The sequence below is a fragment of the Burkholderia territorii genome, from assembly GCF_001718335.1.
GTDB lineage: Bacteria > Pseudomonadota > Gammaproteobacteria > Burkholderiales > Burkholderiaceae > Burkholderia > Burkholderia territorii.
Map to the genome: position 1 here is coordinate 1,258,157 of NZ_CP013365.1, position 15,510 is coordinate 1,273,666.

The 15,510-nt window shown below is 66.4% G+C and carries 19 protein-coding genes and 1 riboswitch; of the genes, 10 read left to right on the forward strand and 9 right to left on the reverse strand.

The window, feature by feature from the left end; translation table 11 throughout:
- Positions 1 to 867, reverse strand: a complete 867-nt coding sequence (locus WS51_RS05565) for an SDR family NAD(P)-dependent oxidoreductase (protein WP_059541333.1) — start codon at positions 865 to 867, stop codon at positions 1 to 3.
- 51 nt (positions 868 to 918) lie between these two features.
- Positions 919 to 1,419 (reverse strand): nuclear transport factor 2 family protein, encoded by a 501-nt coding sequence (locus tag WS51_RS05570; RefSeq protein WP_059450353.1) that lies wholly within the window; start codon positions 1,417 to 1,419, stop codon positions 919 to 921.
- Between the two features lie 209 nt (positions 1,420 to 1,628).
- On the opposite strand from WS51_RS05570, the gene WS51_RS05575 reads away from it, so the two are divergent.
- Positions 1,629 to 2,150: a nuclear transport factor 2 family protein gene (locus tag WS51_RS05575; RefSeq protein WP_069228742.1), complete on the forward strand. Its 522-nt coding sequence runs from the start codon at positions 1,629 to 1,631 to the stop codon at positions 2,148 to 2,150.
- A gap of 50 nt (positions 2,151 to 2,200) precedes the next feature.
- Complete coding sequence (locus WS51_RS05580) at positions 2,201 to 2,917, forward strand: EthD domain-containing protein (RefSeq protein WP_059450355.1); 717 nt, start codon at positions 2,201 to 2,203, stop codon at positions 2,915 to 2,917.
- A 53-nt stretch (positions 2,918 to 2,970) separates the two neighbouring features.
- Here the strand turns inward: WS51_RS05580 and WS51_RS05585 are convergent, their stop codons facing one another.
- Positions 2,971 to 4,557 carry an isocitrate lyase gene (locus WS51_RS05585; RefSeq protein ID WP_059450356.1) on the reverse strand — a complete coding sequence of 529 codons (1,587 nt, stop codon included), beginning with the start codon at positions 4,555 to 4,557 and terminating at the stop codon, positions 2,971 to 2,973.
- A 413-nt stretch (positions 4,558 to 4,970) separates the two neighbouring features.
- On the opposite strand from WS51_RS05585, the gene WS51_RS05590 reads away from it, so the two are divergent.
- From WS51_RS05590 to WS51_RS05605, 4 genes are all read left to right on the forward strand, one after another.
- Positions 4,971 to 5,492: a YbaK/prolyl-tRNA synthetase associated domain-containing protein gene (locus WS51_RS05590; protein WP_069229134.1), complete on the forward strand. Its 522-nt coding sequence runs from the start codon at positions 4,971 to 4,973 to the stop codon at positions 5,490 to 5,492.
- Positions 5,489 to 6,127: a helix-turn-helix transcriptional regulator gene (locus tag WS51_RS05595; protein ID WP_059773840.1), complete on the forward strand. Its 639-nt coding sequence runs from the start codon at positions 5,489 to 5,491 to the stop codon at positions 6,125 to 6,127. The genes WS51_RS05590 and WS51_RS05595 overlap by 4 nt, the downstream gene beginning before the upstream one ends.
- Positions 6,128 to 6,194: 67 nt before the next feature.
- Positions 6,195 to 7,169 carry a threo-3-hydroxy-L-aspartate ammonia-lyase gene (locus tag WS51_RS05600; RefSeq protein WP_069228743.1) on the forward strand — a complete coding sequence of 325 codons (975 nt, stop codon included), beginning with the start codon at positions 6,195 to 6,197 and terminating at the stop codon, positions 7,167 to 7,169.
- Positions 7,170 to 7,300: 131 nt separating this feature from the next.
- Complete coding sequence (locus WS51_RS05605; protein ID WP_059507473.1) at positions 7,301 to 7,546, forward strand: hypothetical protein; 246 nt, start codon at positions 7,301 to 7,303, stop codon at positions 7,544 to 7,546.
- 48 nt (positions 7,547 to 7,594) lie between these two features.
- Here WS51_RS05605 and WS51_RS05610 read toward each other — a convergent pair whose 3' ends face one another.
- A complete protein-coding gene (locus tag WS51_RS05610) occupies positions 7,595 to 8,419 on the reverse strand; it encodes an SDR family NAD(P)-dependent oxidoreductase (protein ID WP_059944399.1) in 825 nt (274 codons plus the stop codon).
- Positions 8,420 to 8,470: 51 nt separating this feature from the next.
- Between WS51_RS05610 and WS51_RS31935 the strand changes: the two genes are divergently transcribed.
- Both WS51_RS31935 and WS51_RS05615 read left to right on the forward strand, forming a co-directional pair.
- Positions 8,471 to 8,716 (forward strand): hypothetical protein, encoded by a 246-nt coding sequence (locus WS51_RS31935; protein ID WP_155773565.1) that lies wholly within the window; start codon positions 8,471 to 8,473, stop codon positions 8,714 to 8,716.
- A gap of 108 nt (positions 8,717 to 8,824) precedes the next feature.
- A riboswitch (cobalamin riboswitch) is annotated at positions 8,825 to 9,017 on the forward strand.
- 315 nt (positions 9,018 to 9,332) lie between these two features.
- Positions 9,333 to 11,261, forward strand: coding sequence for a TonB-dependent receptor domain-containing protein (locus WS51_RS05615; RefSeq protein ID WP_059800474.1), 1,929 nt, complete (start codon positions 9,333 to 9,335; stop codon positions 11,259 to 11,261).
- A gap of 35 nt (positions 11,262 to 11,296) precedes the next feature.
- Here the strand turns inward: WS51_RS05615 and WS51_RS05620 are convergent, their stop codons facing one another.
- Positions 11,297 to 11,935, reverse strand: a complete 639-nt coding sequence (locus WS51_RS05620) for a LysE family translocator (protein ID WP_069228744.1) — start codon at positions 11,933 to 11,935, stop codon at positions 11,297 to 11,299.
- Between the two features lie 114 nt (positions 11,936 to 12,049).
- Here WS51_RS05620 and WS51_RS05625 point away from each other — a divergent pair, with 114 nt between their 5' ends.
- Together WS51_RS05625 and WS51_RS05630 are read left to right on the forward strand one after the other, a co-directional pair.
- Entirely contained in the window at positions 12,050 to 12,511 is a 462-nt protein-coding gene (locus WS51_RS05625) for an Lrp/AsnC family transcriptional regulator (RefSeq protein WP_069228745.1), read from the forward strand.
- A 63-nt stretch (positions 12,512 to 12,574) separates the two neighbouring features.
- Entirely contained in the window at positions 12,575 to 12,985 is a 411-nt protein-coding gene (locus tag WS51_RS05630; protein WP_069228746.1) for a VOC family protein, read from the forward strand.
- Between the two features lie 49 nt (positions 12,986 to 13,034).
- On the opposite strand, the gene WS51_RS05635 is transcribed toward WS51_RS05630, so the two are convergent.
- From WS51_RS05635 to WS51_RS05650, 4 genes are all read right to left on the reverse strand, one after another.
- Entirely contained in the window at positions 13,035 to 13,382 is a 348-nt protein-coding gene (locus WS51_RS05635; RefSeq protein ID WP_069228747.1) for a copper-binding protein, read from the reverse strand.
- 38 nt (positions 13,383 to 13,420) lie between these two features.
- Positions 13,421 to 14,212, reverse strand: coding sequence for a DUF2182 domain-containing protein (locus WS51_RS05640; RefSeq protein ID WP_069228748.1), 792 nt, complete (start codon positions 14,210 to 14,212; stop codon positions 13,421 to 13,423).
- Positions 14,209 to 14,853 (reverse strand): DUF1326 domain-containing protein, encoded by a 645-nt coding sequence (locus WS51_RS05645; protein ID WP_059450373.1) that lies wholly within the window; start codon positions 14,851 to 14,853, stop codon positions 14,209 to 14,211. The genes WS51_RS05640 and WS51_RS05645 overlap by 4 nt, the downstream gene beginning before the upstream one ends.
- Positions 14,854 to 15,075: 222 nt before the next feature.
- Positions 15,076 to 15,324, reverse strand: coding sequence for a hypothetical protein (locus WS51_RS05650; protein ID WP_059450374.1), 249 nt, complete (start codon positions 15,322 to 15,324; stop codon positions 15,076 to 15,078).
- Between the last annotated feature and the right edge of the window lie 186 nt (positions 15,325 to 15,510).

The window sequence follows — 15,510 nt, forward strand, 5'->3', positions numbered from 1 at the left end:
TTACGCGACGATTGCCGGATGTGCCTGCACGGGCCCGCCGAGCAACTCGCGATACGACGGCGGCTGCTTGCCGTCGAGATCCGCGATGCCGTACCGCAACGCGGCTTCCGCACCGACCAGCACCTGCCCCGACAGCGCCATGCGTTGCGGATCGGCATGGATCGCCTGAATCACGCGGCCGGTGAATTCCGGGCTTTCGGCGACGAGCGAGAATTCCTTGTAGAGATCCGGATGCTCGTCCCACACGCGCGTCGTGCGTTCGGTGCGCAGCGGACCCATCCAGATCGACACGGCGGCGACGTCGAACGGCTTCAGGTCGACGGCCATGTCCTTCGCGAACTTGTCGACGCCCGATTTCTGCGCGCCGTACGCGGCGCCGTGCATGTAGCAGCTCGCGCCGAACGACGACGTGAACGCGATCAGCCCGCTGCGGCGCCTCGCCATCAGCGGCGCGGCGTGCCAGCTCGCGACGTACGCGGAGCGCAGCCCGACGTCGAGGATGTTCACGAGATCGAGCGACTTCTCCCAGAACGGGCCCGGCAGGATCAGCTGGTCGTGCAGATACGTCGCGTTGTTGACGAGGATGTCGAGCCGCCCGCTGTCGCGTTCGACGCGCTCGAACAGCGCCTTCACCTGTGCGTCGTCCGCGTGGTCGCATGCGACGGCGATCCCGCGTCCGCCCAGCGAATCGATCTCGCGCGCGGTTTCGTGGATCGTGCCGGGCAGCGGCGCGTCGCCTTCGTGCTGCGAGCGGCCCGTCACGTAGACGGTCATGCCGGCCGCGCCGAGCGCGCGCGCGATGCCCTTGCCCGCGCCGCGCGACGCGCCCGTCACGACGGCGACCGGGGCCTCGTGGTTCTGTGCCATGTTCGATGTCTCCTGGGGAATGTCATCAACCTGCGTGGATCGCGCGCGTCGTCACGCTACAGGCGGCTGCGTGCCGGCGAACAGCACGCCCGGCGCGTCGCCGTCGTAGCGGGCCGACAACGTCGACGTGACGACGCAGCGCGTGGCCGCAATCTTCCATTCGCCGTCGACCTTCCGGTATTCGTCGTCGTAGGTCGCGCCGAGCTGCGTGAGCGTGCGTGCATTGGTATCGAGCATCTGGTAATGCAGGCCCCACGTGCCGCGCGCATGCGTGTCGTCGAGCACGGTGATATCGGGATTCACGCCGTGGTGCATCTCGACGATGTGCGGGTGGCAGCCGAGCCGCTCGAACACGTCGACGAGCGCGTCGCGGTGGTCGAACGTGCCGATGCGTCCGTAGTCGATATGCACGGCGCCGGGCGCGAAGCACTCGCGCATCCCTTCGGGGTCCTTCCGGTCGCAGCACGTGAAGTAGCGCGCCTTCAGGCGGCGGATCGCGTCGGCGTCCTCGAGCCTGCGCACGCGCGCTTCCATTCGTTCGATCGGGGTCATGCCGTCTCCTTGGTGTCGTGTGCGCGGATCGAAACCGCGTCGACGCCACGTTACAGGCGCACGGGAAGCCGGCCATCACCTGTTTGGATGAACCTCGATGCCACATATCGCACGCAATCGAGTGCAGTCCGCGGCGTTCATCCGATCAGACGATGTGACACGGGCGGCTTCGTTCCTACCATCCGACGACACCACCACGAGACACGGCGATGGACGAGACGACCCGCACGCTCCACGAGTACGAGCAGATCTGCCAGCTGAAGTACCGGTATTTCCGCGCGATCGACACGCACGACTGGTCGCTGCTCGCGCAGTGCCTGACCGAGGATTGCGAGGCGCGCCTGTACGGCGGCCGCTATGCGTACGACGGGCGCGACGCGTTCGTGTCGAGCCTGCGCGAACTGATCGGCAAGCCGACCTTCCTGACGATGCATCACGGCCACCACCCCGAGCTCACGCTGGTATCCGCCGATCATGCGTGCGGCGTGTGGTTTCTCGAGGATCACGCGATCAATCTGGAGGACAACTACCTGCTGCACGGCACCGCGTTCTACGACGACCAGTACGTGAAGCGCGACGGCGTGTGGCGCATTCACGCGACGCGTCACGAGCGCCTGTTCGAAACCGTCACGTCGCCGATTCCGCCGTCGTGCACGCTGACCGCCAACCGCTTCGCACCCGGCGCATCCGACGCACCGGGTGCGAACGACTCGGCCGTCAACGCTTCCTGAAACCCGGCGGCAGCGCCGCCGACCTCGTCATTCCCTTTGGAGCCGGAGCAATGGAGAAAGTCATTTACGTGTTGTGGCGCGACGCGCAGGCCGCGCCCGAGCAATGGAGCCGCAGCGTGCGCGCGCAGCTCGCCGACAAGCTGTTGTCGCTGGGCGCGCACGGCGTGCAGGTCAACGTCGCCGACGCCGACGTCGCGCCGGCCGCCGGCCTGAAGCAGACCAACACGCACCCGGGCATCGACGGGATCGTCGCGGTGTGGCTCGACAGCGCGAACCCGATGTTCCGCCAGCCGTTCGACGACGCGGTGCGTTCGATCGTCCCGCATATGGCCGCGTACCTCGTCACCGAGTCGCAGCCGATTCCGAACACGCGCTTTCCGGCGCGGCCCGGCGAGCGCACGACCGGCTTCTCTCAGCTCGCGTTCCTGAAGCGCCCGCCGCGTCTCACGCACGAAGCGTGGCTCGACGTATGGCACGGCCACCACACGCGCGTCGCGATCGAGACGCAGGACAACTTCCTGTACGTGCAGAACGTGGTCGTGCGCGCGCTCACGCATGCGGCGCCCGGCTACGACGCGATCGTCGAGGAATGCTTCCCGGCGGCCGCAATGACCGATCCGCATGCGTTCTTCGATGCGGTCGGCGACGACGGGAAATTCCAGCGCAACGTCGCGGAGATGATGGACAGTTGCGCACGCTTCATCGATTTCGACAAGATCGACGTGGTGCCGACGAGCCAGTACGTCGTGAAGGCCGTGCGCGGATAAAAAAAACGCCAACCCGCGATGAACGGGTTGGCGTCGTGCCGCGGGTGTGACGATTACGAGAACTGGTTCATCGTGTTGTCCTTGCCCGCCGCCTTCAGCGCGGCTTCGCCGCTGAAGTATTCCTTGTGGTCGTCGCCGATATCCGAGCCGGACATGTTCTGGTGCTTGACGCACGCGATGCCCTGACGGATTTCCTTGCGCTGCACGCCGGCCACGTAGCCGAGCATGCCCTGTTCGCCGAAGTATTCCTTCGCGAGGTTGTCGGTCGACAGTGCGGCCGTGTGGTACGTCGGCAGCGTGATCAGGTGGTGGAAGATGCCTGCTTCACGCGACGCATCGGCCTGGAACGTGCGGATCTTCTCGTCGGCGAGCTTGGCCAGTTCGGTCTCGTCGTACTCGACGCTCATCAGCTGTGCACGGTCGTATGCCGACACGTCCTTGCCTGCTTCCTTCATCGCGTCGTACGCCTGCTGACGGAAGTTGAGCGTCCAGTTGAACGACGGGCTGTTGTTGTACACCAGCTTCGCGTTCGGGATCACCTTGCGGATTTCCTTGACCATGCCGCCGATCTGCGCGATGTGCGGCTTTTCGGTTTCGATCCACAGCAGGTCGGCGCCGTTCTGCAGCGACGTGATGCAGTCGAGCACGCAACGCGCTTCGCCCGTGCCGGCGCGGAACTGGAACAGGTTGCTCGGCAGGCGCTTCGGACGCAGCAGCTTGCCGTCGCGCTTGATGACGACGTCACCGTTGCCCAGCTGGTCGGCCGACAGTTCCTCGCAATCGAGGAACGAGTTGTACTGGTCGCCCAGGTCGCCCGGCTGGTTGGTGACGGCGATCTGCTTGGTGAGGCCGGCGCCCAGCGAATCGGTGCGCGCGACGATGATGCCGTCGTCCACGCCCAGTTCGAGGAATGCGTAGCGGATCGCGCGGATCTTCGCGAGGAAGTCTTCGTGCGGCACGGTGACCTTGCCGTCCTGGTGGCCGCACTGCTTCTCGTCGGACACCTGGTTCTCGATCTGGATACAGCACGCGCCCGCTTCGATGAATTGCTTGGCCAGCAGGTACGTTGCTTCCGCGTTGCCGAAGCCGGCGTCGATGTCGGCGATGATCGGCACGACGTGCGTCACGTGGTTGTCGATCTTTTCCTGGATCGCGGCCTTGGCAGCCGGGTCCTTCGCGGCATCCAGTTCGCGGAACAGGCCGCCCAGCTCACGCGCGTCGGCCTGGCGCAGGAACGTGTACAGCTCGCGGATCAGCGCGCTGACCGACGTCTTTTCGTGCATCGACTGGTCCGGCAGCGGGCCGAACTCCGAGCGCAGCGCGGCGACCATCCAGCCCGACAGGTACAGGTAACGGCGTTCGGTGCTGTTGAAGTGCTTCTTGATGGAGATCATCTTCTGCTGGCCGATGAAACCGTGCCAGCAGCCCAGCGACTGCGTGTACTTGGACGGATCGGCATCGTACGCGGCCATGTCGGCGCGCATGATCTTCGCGGTGTACTTCGCGATGTCGAGGCCCGTCTTGAACTTGTTCTGGGCACGCATGCGGGCGGCATACTCGGGATTGATGGCATTCCACGCGCTGCCGTGGTTTTCCTTCAAGCCAGCCACTGCCTTGATGTCGTCTTGATATTGGGACATGTCAATCTCCTGGGAACGAAGCGCATTTGAGTAAAGGGTTCAGCGTGCCCGCTTCGTGTGACGAAGCGAACTGCATGGACTCAATGGTAACGCCGCCCGATCCGTTTTCGTCGAAGTCTTATATAAGACATAAGATATAAATTCCGCTTGTTTTTCAATGAGATAAGCGGCGCGTTTTGCGATGCAAAACAGGTTTTCAAGCGGCGGGACGGGGCCGTGACGGGAATTTCGCGCGCATGCCGCAATATGAAATGGCCTTTCGGCAGTTGGTGGCAATCCCGATCAGGCGGTGCATGCGCCGAACCCGCGCCACGCGCATGACAAAACGTCTATACTTGGACAATTCATCGATGCCGATGCGCAAGCGCGGCGTCCCCGCGTACCACGATGCGCGCCCTCCTGCCCGGATCGACATGAGCGACTATCCCGTTTTCGACGCGCTGTGCGAGCTGCTGACCACCGCCGGCGCGCGGTTCCGCGTGCTGGACCACCCGGCCGAAGGCAAATCCGACGTGATCGCCGCGATTCGCGGCACGCGTCCCGAGCAGGGCGCGAAGGCGATGCTCTGCACGTTCAAGGACGGCGGCGACGCCACCGCACTTGCGGTCATCCCCGGACATCTGAAGATCGATTTCCGCAAGGTCGCCGATGCGCTCGGCCGCCGCAAGGCAACGCTCGCGCCACCTGAACTTGCCGCCACCGTCACGCGCTGCGTGATGGGCGCCGTGCCGCCGTTCGTGTTCGACTCGAACGTGACGCTCGTCGTCGACCCCGCGCTGATCGAACTCAACGATGAAATCGCGTTCAACGCGGGCCGCCTCGATCGCTCGGTCGTGCTCGACGCATCCGACTACGTGCGAATCGCCCGCCCGCTGCTGGCCGACATCACGCGGCCGCAGACGGTCGACTCACCCGCGCCCGAGGCCAGCACATGACCACGCCCCACGCCAGGCCACTGTCGGAGCAGGCATCGCTGATCGAGCAGGTGCTGCGCATCGCCGAAGGGCTCGGCGCGATGTTCGCGCCATTCACCGAAGTCGTCGTGCACGACCTGCGCACGCCGGAGCACGCGATCCTCGCGATCCACAACAACCTGTCGGGCCGCGCGATCGGCGATCCGGCGACCGAACTCGGGCTCGCCCGCATCGAGGACGACGACTTCCCGCAGGTGCTCGCGAACTACGCGAACCGCTTCGCCGACGGCCGCACCGCGAAAAGCACGTCGATCGGCATCAAGGATTCGAGCGGCCGCTATGTGGCCGCGCTGTGCCTGAACGCCGATGTCACGCTGTTTCGCGGTTTCCAGGGCATGCTGAACCAGTTCTGCAGCACCGAAGGTGCGCCCGTGGCCGAAACGCTCGACCCGGCCGGCGCGGATGCGATCCGGCAGCGCATCGACGCGTTCGCGACACGCCTTGCGACCACGCCGCGCGAACTGAAGACCGAACAGCGTCGCGAACTGATGCAGATGCTGAAGGCCGACGGCTTTCTCGAGGTGCGCCGCGCGATGGAAATCGTGTCGCAGCACCTCGGCGTGTCGCGCGCCACTGTATACAACGATGCGAAATGATGCGTGAGGCCACGTGCCCGTCGCGCGCCCCGCCAACCTTTTGACCGACTCTTCCGACGAGCGACTCATGAACACACCGACCCTCCCCACCTACGACGACGTCGCGGCCGCCGCGGCACGACTCGACGGCCACGCGCACCGCACGCCCGTGATGACGTCGCGAACGATCGACGAAGCGCTCGGCGCGCAGGTGTTCTTCAAGTGCGAGAACCTGCAGCGCATGGGCGCGTTCAAGTTCCGCGGCGCGTTCAACGCGCTGTCGCGCTTCGACGCGACGCAACGCCGTCACGGCGTCGTCGCATTCTCGTCGGGCAACCACGCGCAGGCGATCGCGCTGTCGGCGCGCATCCTCGGCATCCCGGCGACGATCGTGATGCCGCAGGATGCGCCGGCCGCGAAGATGGCCGCGACGCGCGGCTACGGCGACAACGTCGTGACCTACGATCGCTATACCGAGGACCGCGAGCAGATCGGCCGCGCGCTCGCCGAGAAGCACGGGCTCACGCTGGTGCCGCCGTACGACCACGCGGACGTGATCGCGGGCCAGGGCACGGCGGCGAAGGAACTGTTCGACGAAGTCGGGCCGCTTGACGCCGTGTTCACGCCGCTCGGCGGCGGCGGCCTGTTGTCGGGCACGGCACTCGCGACGCGCGCGCTGTCGCCGCACGCGAAGCTGTACGGCGTCGAACCGGAAGCCGGCAACGACGGGCAGCAATCGTTCCGGTCCGGTTCGATCGTCCATATCGACACGCCGCGCACGATCGCCGACGGCGCGCAGACGCAGCATCTCGGCAACCTGACGTTCCCGATCCTGCGCCGCGACGTCGACGACATCCTGACCGCGACCGACGCGGAACTCGTCGACTGCATGCGCTTTTTCGCGACGCGTATGAAGATTGTCGTCGAACCGACCGGTTGCCTGTCGCTCGCGGCCGCGCGCCGGATGAAGGACGAACTGAAAGGCAAGCGTGTCGGCATCGTGATCAGCGGCGGCAACGTCGATCTCGAGAACTTCTGCGCGCTGATCGCCGCCTCCGCGTGATGCGTTGCGGCGCGCGGATGGCCGTATGAACATCCTGTCATCCGCGCGCCGCCGCTCCTTCACGTCGCGTTAAGTTTCGCGCCCTAGACTGAATGCGTGATTTCGCAGTCTGTCGTGAAGAAGGAGTCGCCATGAACACGCACGCGATCGTCGCCGCCGCCGTCGCGGCCGCATCCGTCACGGCGTTCGCGCAACCGGGCGCGACGTCATCCGGTTTTTCCACCATTTCGCCGCGCGACCCGGTCGCGCAGGCCGTCCCCCGTTCGCCCGCCCTGCCGCATGCGGGCTTCGTGCTCGCGAAGATCGATCAGAACAATACGCCGCCCGATCGCGGCGGCGACCCGAACGGCCGCACGCACGCCGGCATGCATATGTAACCCGGCACGTGAGCCGGCCGCGTCGGGCGGCCGGCCCGCGTCATCTCATTACAACGACGGCAGCGACGGGTCGCGCGCGGCGAGGATGTCTGCGGTGCGCCGCTGCAGCGCGCCGTCGATCGCCTGCGGCTGCGGAATCAGCCAGTAACGCCCGTCGCGAATGCCGTCGAACGCCCGCGCTGCAAATGCGTCGGGCGTGAGGCCGTGCGCGTTCAACATCGCGCGCATCGTCTCGACGAAGCCCCGCACCTCCGGCCGCTCGTGCGCGGCGCCGAACGGGTCGTTGAAAATGCCCGTCTGCACCGGCCCCGGCGCAAGCAGCGACACGCCGACCGGCGCGCCGAGCATCTTCAGTTCGCCGTAAAGAGATTCGGTCAGCGCGACCACCGCGAATTTCGTCGCCGAGTAAGGCGACATCAGCGGGCTCGGCAGGAATCCGCCGACCGACGCGGTATTGACGATGCGCGCCGGCACGTTGCGCTCGAGCATGCGCGGCACGAAGCTGCGGAGCCCGTTCATCACACCGTGCACGTTGATCGCGAAACTGCGCTCGAACCGCTCCGGCGTGATTTCCCAGCTGAAGCCGGTGGTCATCACGCCCGCGTTGTTGAACAGGAGGTCGACGCCGCCGAAGCGTTGCCACGCGGCGTCGGCCAGTGCGTCGACGGCCTCGGGGCGGCTGACGTCGGTCGGCACGCACAGCACGTCGGTGTCGAGCGTCGCGGCGAACGCGTCGAGCTTCGCCGGGTCGAGATCGGCCAGCACCACGCGCATGCCGAGCGCGGCCGCGTGGCGCGCAAGCCCGCTGCCGATGCCGCTGGCCGCGCCGGTAATCACGGCGGTACCGCCGTCGAAGCGAATCTGGGTCGTCATGTCAGTGTCCTGTCTGGTCGATGCGCGGATGCGCGAATGCGGGATTCAAGGGTGCCGGCCGCCCGGGGCGGCCGCACCGCGAGCGCCGACAGAATGTCGTGCGCGGGCCGCTTCGCGTCAGCCCGCGATATCCGCAACATGCAGCACGAGCCGGGCTTTCGCGTCGCCCATTTGAACGAGATCGAGCACGCGCGCCGCACATTCGAGTGGAGCTCGCGCAGTACGCCCCCGGACGAAGCGTTCGGCGGTCACGCCAACGTGGCCGCCTTCCTCATCTTTCCGTTTCGTCTGACGTAACGCGATGCCGAGGTCTCGCGAGACGGAATTCGGGACGAATCCGCCGCGCACTGACGTTTTTTCGCATCCCTGCGTGCTTCGCCAATTGACGCAGCGGAGTGCTCGCCATTACGCTTGCGCGCTGATGGTTCCCGGACACGGGATCAAAAGGGAACGCAGGAGAGGCAGCGCCTCGAATCTGCGGCTGCCCCCGCAACTGTGAGCGGCGAATTCGCACTCCCCCACGCCACTGGGAAACCGGGAAGGCCGGTGCGAATAGCGACCCGCGAGCCAGGAGACCTGCCATCGACCCGAGGTCCAAGCAGCCGCGCCGGGCGGGGTGTCCCGGAGCGCCAGGCGCCGCCTTTCGCGGTCGCCCCGTTGCATGGACGGCCCGACCTCAGGACCCTTCAGATGTCCAGACTTTTCATCTGCGCTTCCTTACCGGAAGCGTCGTGCCGTCGCGCCGGCCATCGGCGCGGCGTGCCTGCACGCGCGTGCGTTGCCGTGTGCTCCGGCCCGCCCGACGACCGCCCACGCCGTCTCGCCTCGCGATAGACCGACACGAACCGCGGCGGTACGCACCGCCACACGCTTACGCTTGCCGTCCCTGCAACACGATCACGCTCATTGCCTCATGAATCTTCGCCACCTTCTCGCCACGTCCGCCGCCACGGCGCTGTTCGCCCCGCTCGCCCATGCCGCCGGCGACACGGCGCCCGCGCAATCGCCCCGGCCCGCCGAAGCCGCCGACCTGCCGACGATCAGCGTGACCGACACGCGGCACCTGCCCGAATCGTTCGACCAGCGTTATGCGACCACGCAGGTGCTCACGCGCGCCGATCTCGACCGGCTGTCGCCGAGCGACCCAAGCATCACGCAGGCGCTCGCGACGCTGCCGGGCGTGACCGTCTCGCAGAACGGCGGCCCCGGCTCGTCCGCGTCGGTCAGCATCCGCGGTTCGTCCGCCAACCAGGTCGCGGTGTTCATCGACGGCATCCGGATCGGCTCGCCGACGACCGGCATCGCGCCGTGGGCCGACCTGCCGACCGACGCGTTCGAACGCGTCGAAGTGATCTCGGGGCCGGCCGCCGCATCGTTCGGCGCGAACGCGATGGGCGGCGTCGTGCAGCTGTTCACGCGCCGCGCCGCGGGCCAGCCGAACCAGACCACCGCGTCGTTCGGCGGCGGCACGAACAAGACCTTCGACACGCAGGTGCGCACGTCGGGCACCGTGCCGTCGACCGGGCCGCTCGCCGCACTCGGCGGCCTCACCTACACGCTCGGCCTGCACGACTACAACACGGCCGGCATCGATGCGACGCGGCCGTTCGCGTACGGGCACGAGGCCGGACGCAATCCGTATCACGCACAGGACCTCGATGCGCGGCTCGGCTACGCGCGCGACAACTGGTCGATCTCGACGTTCGCGCTGTATCACCGTTCCGATCTTTCCTTCGACAACGCAGGCTTTGCGAATCGCGAGCTCGATCATCAGCTGACGACCGGCATCGCGTTCCATCTCGACATCACGCCCGACACGCAATTCGACCAGTCGTTCGGTTATGCGAACGATCGCCAGTTCCTGTATGCCGGCGATCCGACCATCCCGACCGACCAGATCAACTCGCAGCGCATCAGCACGTCGACGTCGCTGACCCATCAGGAGCATGGCTTCCGGTTGTTCGGCCTGCCGCTGTCGGGCGAAACGAAGCTCGCGTACGACTTCACGCGCGAACAGGCATTCCTGCCGGTCGACGTGCCCGACGGCGTGCCCACGCGCAACGACTCCGCGTTCTCGCTGCACCAGTCGGCGACACTCGGCAGCGTGACGCTGTTCGTCGCCGGGCGGCACGAGATCATCGCCGGAAAAGCCGTGAACACCGGCAATGCCGCGCTGTCATGGGCCATCACGCCCGTCTATACGGCGCGCGTGTCGTACGGCAACGCGTTCCGCCTGCCGTCGTTCAACGACCTGTACTACCCGGGCTACGGCAATCCGGACCTGAACCCGGAACGCAGCGATTCGGTCGAAGCCGCGCTCGACGCGAACACGGCGTACGGCACGTTCAGCGCCGCGATCTACGACACGCGCATCAGCAACCTGATCGCGTACAACCCCGCGACGCGCTCGCCGATGAACATCGGCCGCTCGCATATCCGCGGCATCGACCTGTCGTACAAGGGCACGATCGGCCGGTATACACCGGTGAGCATCGCGGTCGGTTTCCTGAATCCGCAGGACGAAACCAACGACAGCTGGCTCAACCGCCGGCCTCGCCAGACGGTCAGCGTCAACGTCGACCACACGTGGGACGAGTTCAACCTGCATGCGCTGAGCACGGGCGCGTCGCTGAACTACGGCGGCACGACGTTCGACGACCCGGCCAACACGACGTATCTGCCGTCGTACCTGACCGTGAACCTGCGCGCGTCGTACAGGATCAATTCGCACCTGACGGTGTCGGCGACGCTGTCGAACCTGTTCGACCGCCAGTACATGACGGCGTACGGCTACAACACGCTCGGCCGCACCGCGTTCGGCAAGGTCAGCTATACGTTCTGAGTGGGGTGCGCGGTGCGACGACGGCGTGGTTTGCGTCACGCCCCTGCGACGCCGCGCATGCCCGCGATCAGCTGGATCGCGCCGAACACCGCGATCACGACCGCCGATCCGCGCGACAGGCCGTGCATGAGCGGTAGAGGCATCTTTGTGCGCAATGCGGCGGTCGCGCTGCTCAGGCACAGCCACCACGTCGCGGATCCGGCGAACACGCCCACCACCATCGATGCCACGGTTGGCCCCGCCGTGCCTTCGTGCGCGCCCGACAGCGGGCCGAGCGCCGCGAAGATCCCGACGAACGACAGGATCGTCATCGGGTTCGACAGCGTGAGGCCGAAGGTCGTCAGGAAATCGCGCAGCACGCTCGCGCGCGGCGCGTCGTGCACTGCGGCCGGCGCGGCCGGTGCCTGCCGCGCGATGGACCAGGCCAGCCAGATGAGGAATGCGCCGCCGACGATTTTCAGTGCGACGGTCAGCATCGGAAATGCGGTGACGATGCCGGCGACGCCCAGCGCGCCGAGCAGCCCGTAGATCGCATCGGCGCACGCGGCGCCGATGCCCGTCGCGAATCCTGCGCGAAAGCCGTGGCTCAGGCTGCGCTGGATGCAGAGCATGCCGATCGGGCCGACCGGCACCGCGATCGACAATCCCATCACGACGGACTTGATGAACAGCATGGCCGGCTCCTCGCGACGTGCAATGACATGAACCGCATCGTAGGGAAAGTCCGGTCGCCGCTGAAGACGGTTTTTAAGGAAAAATAGGCCCCTCACCTTAAAAACTCCGCCGCGATGGACGAACTCGACTGGAAGATACTCGCGCTGCTGCAGGCCAACGGCCGCATCAGCTACACGGATCTGGCGCGCCAGGTTCACCTGTCGATACCGGCGGTGACCGAACGCGTGAAGCGTCTCGAATCGGCAGACGTGATCGACGGCTACACGGCGCGCGTCAATCCGGCCGCCGCCGGCTACCCGGTGAGCGCGCTGATCGGCATCACGGTGCCGCAACCGGCGAAGGCGAAATTCCTGAAGCTGCTGGAAACGATTCCCGAAGTGGTCGAGTGCCATCACGTGACCGGCGCCGATTCCTACGTGATGCGGTTCGTCGCGGTCAGCATGGCGCACCTCGAGCAACTGATCGAGCGCATCAACCTGTACGGCGAAACACGCACGTCGATCGTGATGTCGACGCCGCTACCGGCGCGCGGCGTCGCACGGCCGGCAGCGGCGGTCAAGGGCGCGCGGAGGTGACAGGACGGCCCGCGTTGCGCGATGCTGTGCGGTGTGCACCTTGCACGAACCGGACAACCCGCCATGCCAGTGATCGGACTCAATCATTACAACCTGCGCGCGGATCGAGCCACGCTCGACACGCTGCGCGATTTCTACGTGAACGTCGTGGGCCTCGAGCCGGGCTATCGACCGCCGTTCCGGAGCAACGGCTACTGGCTCTACGCGGGGGCGCAGGCGATTCTCCATCTGTCGGAAGCACGGCCCGGCGAGGTCCGGCCGGCGCATGTCGTCAATACGTTCGACCATATGGCGTTTTCTTGCGCAAACGCGGCCGACATGGAGCGGCGTCTGGCCGACGCGCAAGTCCGGTACTCGCGCGCGTACGTGCCGCTCACGCGTCAACTCCAGCTCTTTTTCACCGACCCGGCCGGCAATGGCGTCGAACTGAATTTCGCTGAAGCCGACGGTGCTCCAGGTAAAGACGGGCGTTAGCGCTGCCTGCCCGAGACAGTCGCGCGGAAAGCGCTCGCTTGCGCCGCCGTTACTGTCGTTGCACGAGCTTCACGATCGTCAGCGTGCCGCCCACGCGCTCGACCCGGACCTTGACCCTGTCGCCCACATGCAGCGACTCGATCATCGCCCGGTCACGGGCCTTGAACGCCATCGTCATCGGCGCCATCCCGACGTTCTCGAGCGCGCCGTGCTTCAGCGTCACCATGCCGTGCGCGGCATCGATCCGTTTCACTTCGGCATCGGTCAGCTCCGAATCCTGCGCCGACATCTTCATGTCGCCCATGCTCATGTCGGGCATGTTCCCGCCCGCGCGCACCGGCATCGCAACGACAGCCATCGCGCCGAGTACGGCGATGGCGAGGCATCTGGTCTTCATCGAGCGACTCCCCGTTCAGCCAGTAACGAGCGCGCCGGCTACACCAGCAACGTCGCGACCGCCCACGCGATCAGCACGACGCCCAGCGCGCGGCCGATGCGCTCGCCGCCCGGCAGCACCTTTTCGACGAGCACGAACAGCGACAATGCGACGATCCACACGACGTTCATCACGCCGCCCACGAACAGCAGCGCCATCAGCAGCCAGCAGCAGCCCACGCAATATGCGCCGTGCCGCACGCCCAGCAGGAAGCTGCCCGTGGCGCCCGGGCGCCAGTACGTCGTGAGAAACCCGACCGGCGACCGGCACTGCCGCAGGCACGCCTGCTTGAACGGCGAGAACTGGTAGGCGCCGGCCAGTGCGAGGACGATTGCGGACAGCACGGCGCTCTTCGACCACAGCATCATTCCGGAGATCAGCCCGGCAGGCTGCAGCAGCGTCTGGAGCACCGCCGCCGCGATCGAGAACCCCAGCCACGCGGCCAGATAGCCGGCCAGCAGAAACGTCGACGTGAACGCAGCCCCGGCCGCCTGCGCACCGCGATGGCGCAGCACGCGCCGATACAGCAGCACGAGCGGCGCCGCGCCGGGCGTCATCATCGCGATCATCATCACCCACCACATCAGGATCACGGTCGCGAGCGATGGATCCATCGCGCCCATGCCGTCGGCGAGCCGATGCGGGAACAGCGCGAGCGCCGTCATGTCCAGCGCGGACATGCCGGTGCCCGCGCCCGTCCACAGGTAGACCCAGCACGCGCCGACGAGCGCGGTCATGCCGAGCAGCGTGACGACGCGCTCGCGCCCGAGATAATCGCCGACCGGAGTCATGCCGCGACGCGATGCCGGATCAGCCCGTGATTGTTCAGGTGCAGCCGCGCGAACTGCGCGTAGCTCCGCTCGAGATCCAGCTCGATGTGGCCACGCGACCGGCCGGTGCCGGAGCCGATCTCGGCAAGCTCGTATTCGAAGCCATGCGGCAGGTCGATCCGCACGCGATGCTCGGCGCCCGTCACCGGATTGCGGATCGGCTCGCCGACGACGTCGAACACGCCTTCGACACTGATCCGGCCCCGCCGCGCATCGACATCGACGTCGAAATCGATCTTCGCGAAGATCGGATCGTATGCGTGCTCGAGCGTCGACGCGAACACGGAAAACATCGTCGCGAACGGATCCGTGTCCTGGCCGGTCATGATCTTCAGCACGGCGTCGCACTGTGCCGGGCTCGCGCGCTCGTCGACGATCGGCTGGCAGCGTCCGTGGCCTTCGTGGATCGGCCCCGGCCACTGGAACACGACCGCGATCCGCACGCCATCGAGCACGACGTCGCCATAGTGGCCGCTGTCGATCGAAATCGCACCCATCGCTTCGCAGTTGCCGTGCGTCGGCAACGAATTGAACTGGCAGGGGCAACCGTATGAGCAATTGCAGTTCATCAGTTCGGTTCCCTGAATTTCCCACGGCGTCATGGCTTCACCTCGCGCGGTCGCTGGCACGTAATGCTTGGAATCTAGTGCAGCGCACTGGGGAAAGCAAAGGCCGCGCGACGCGTGCGAACGCGCGAAGAAAACGCCGCCAGTGGCGGCGTGCAACGACGCGGATCCGACGAATTCGGCGCCGCCGTGCGGTGCATGCCGCTACATTCTTCAGCCTTTATACGATGCCCGTGCGGAGTGCGCGCCGGCTGCCGCTCAGCCGGACTTCTTCGGCGCGCGTGCGACGGCGAGCCACGCCATCACCGCGCCCGCGACCCACGCGCAGGTCACGAGCAGGTCGAAGTCCATCATGCCCTCGAAATTCGCAGTGTTCTCGAAACTGCAATGCCGGCTGCCGAGGAATTCGATGCAACCGCTCGCGACCCACTGGATGTGCATGAATACGTGATATACGGCAAAAGCCGAAGCGATGATGGCGACGCGCAGGCGTATGGTCGTTTTCATTCGGCGCCGGAGGCGGAGGGATAGTCTGACGCCGATCTTAAGACAACGGCGCCGCATCAGGCAATCGATCCCGCGCGAATGTCACGATCGGCACGCACGCACGCGAATCGCCATCCGCACAAACCCGGAGAAAACCGCTGGCGCCGCGCTGACGGCACGGCTTCGTTGGGTGCTCGCCACACGGCG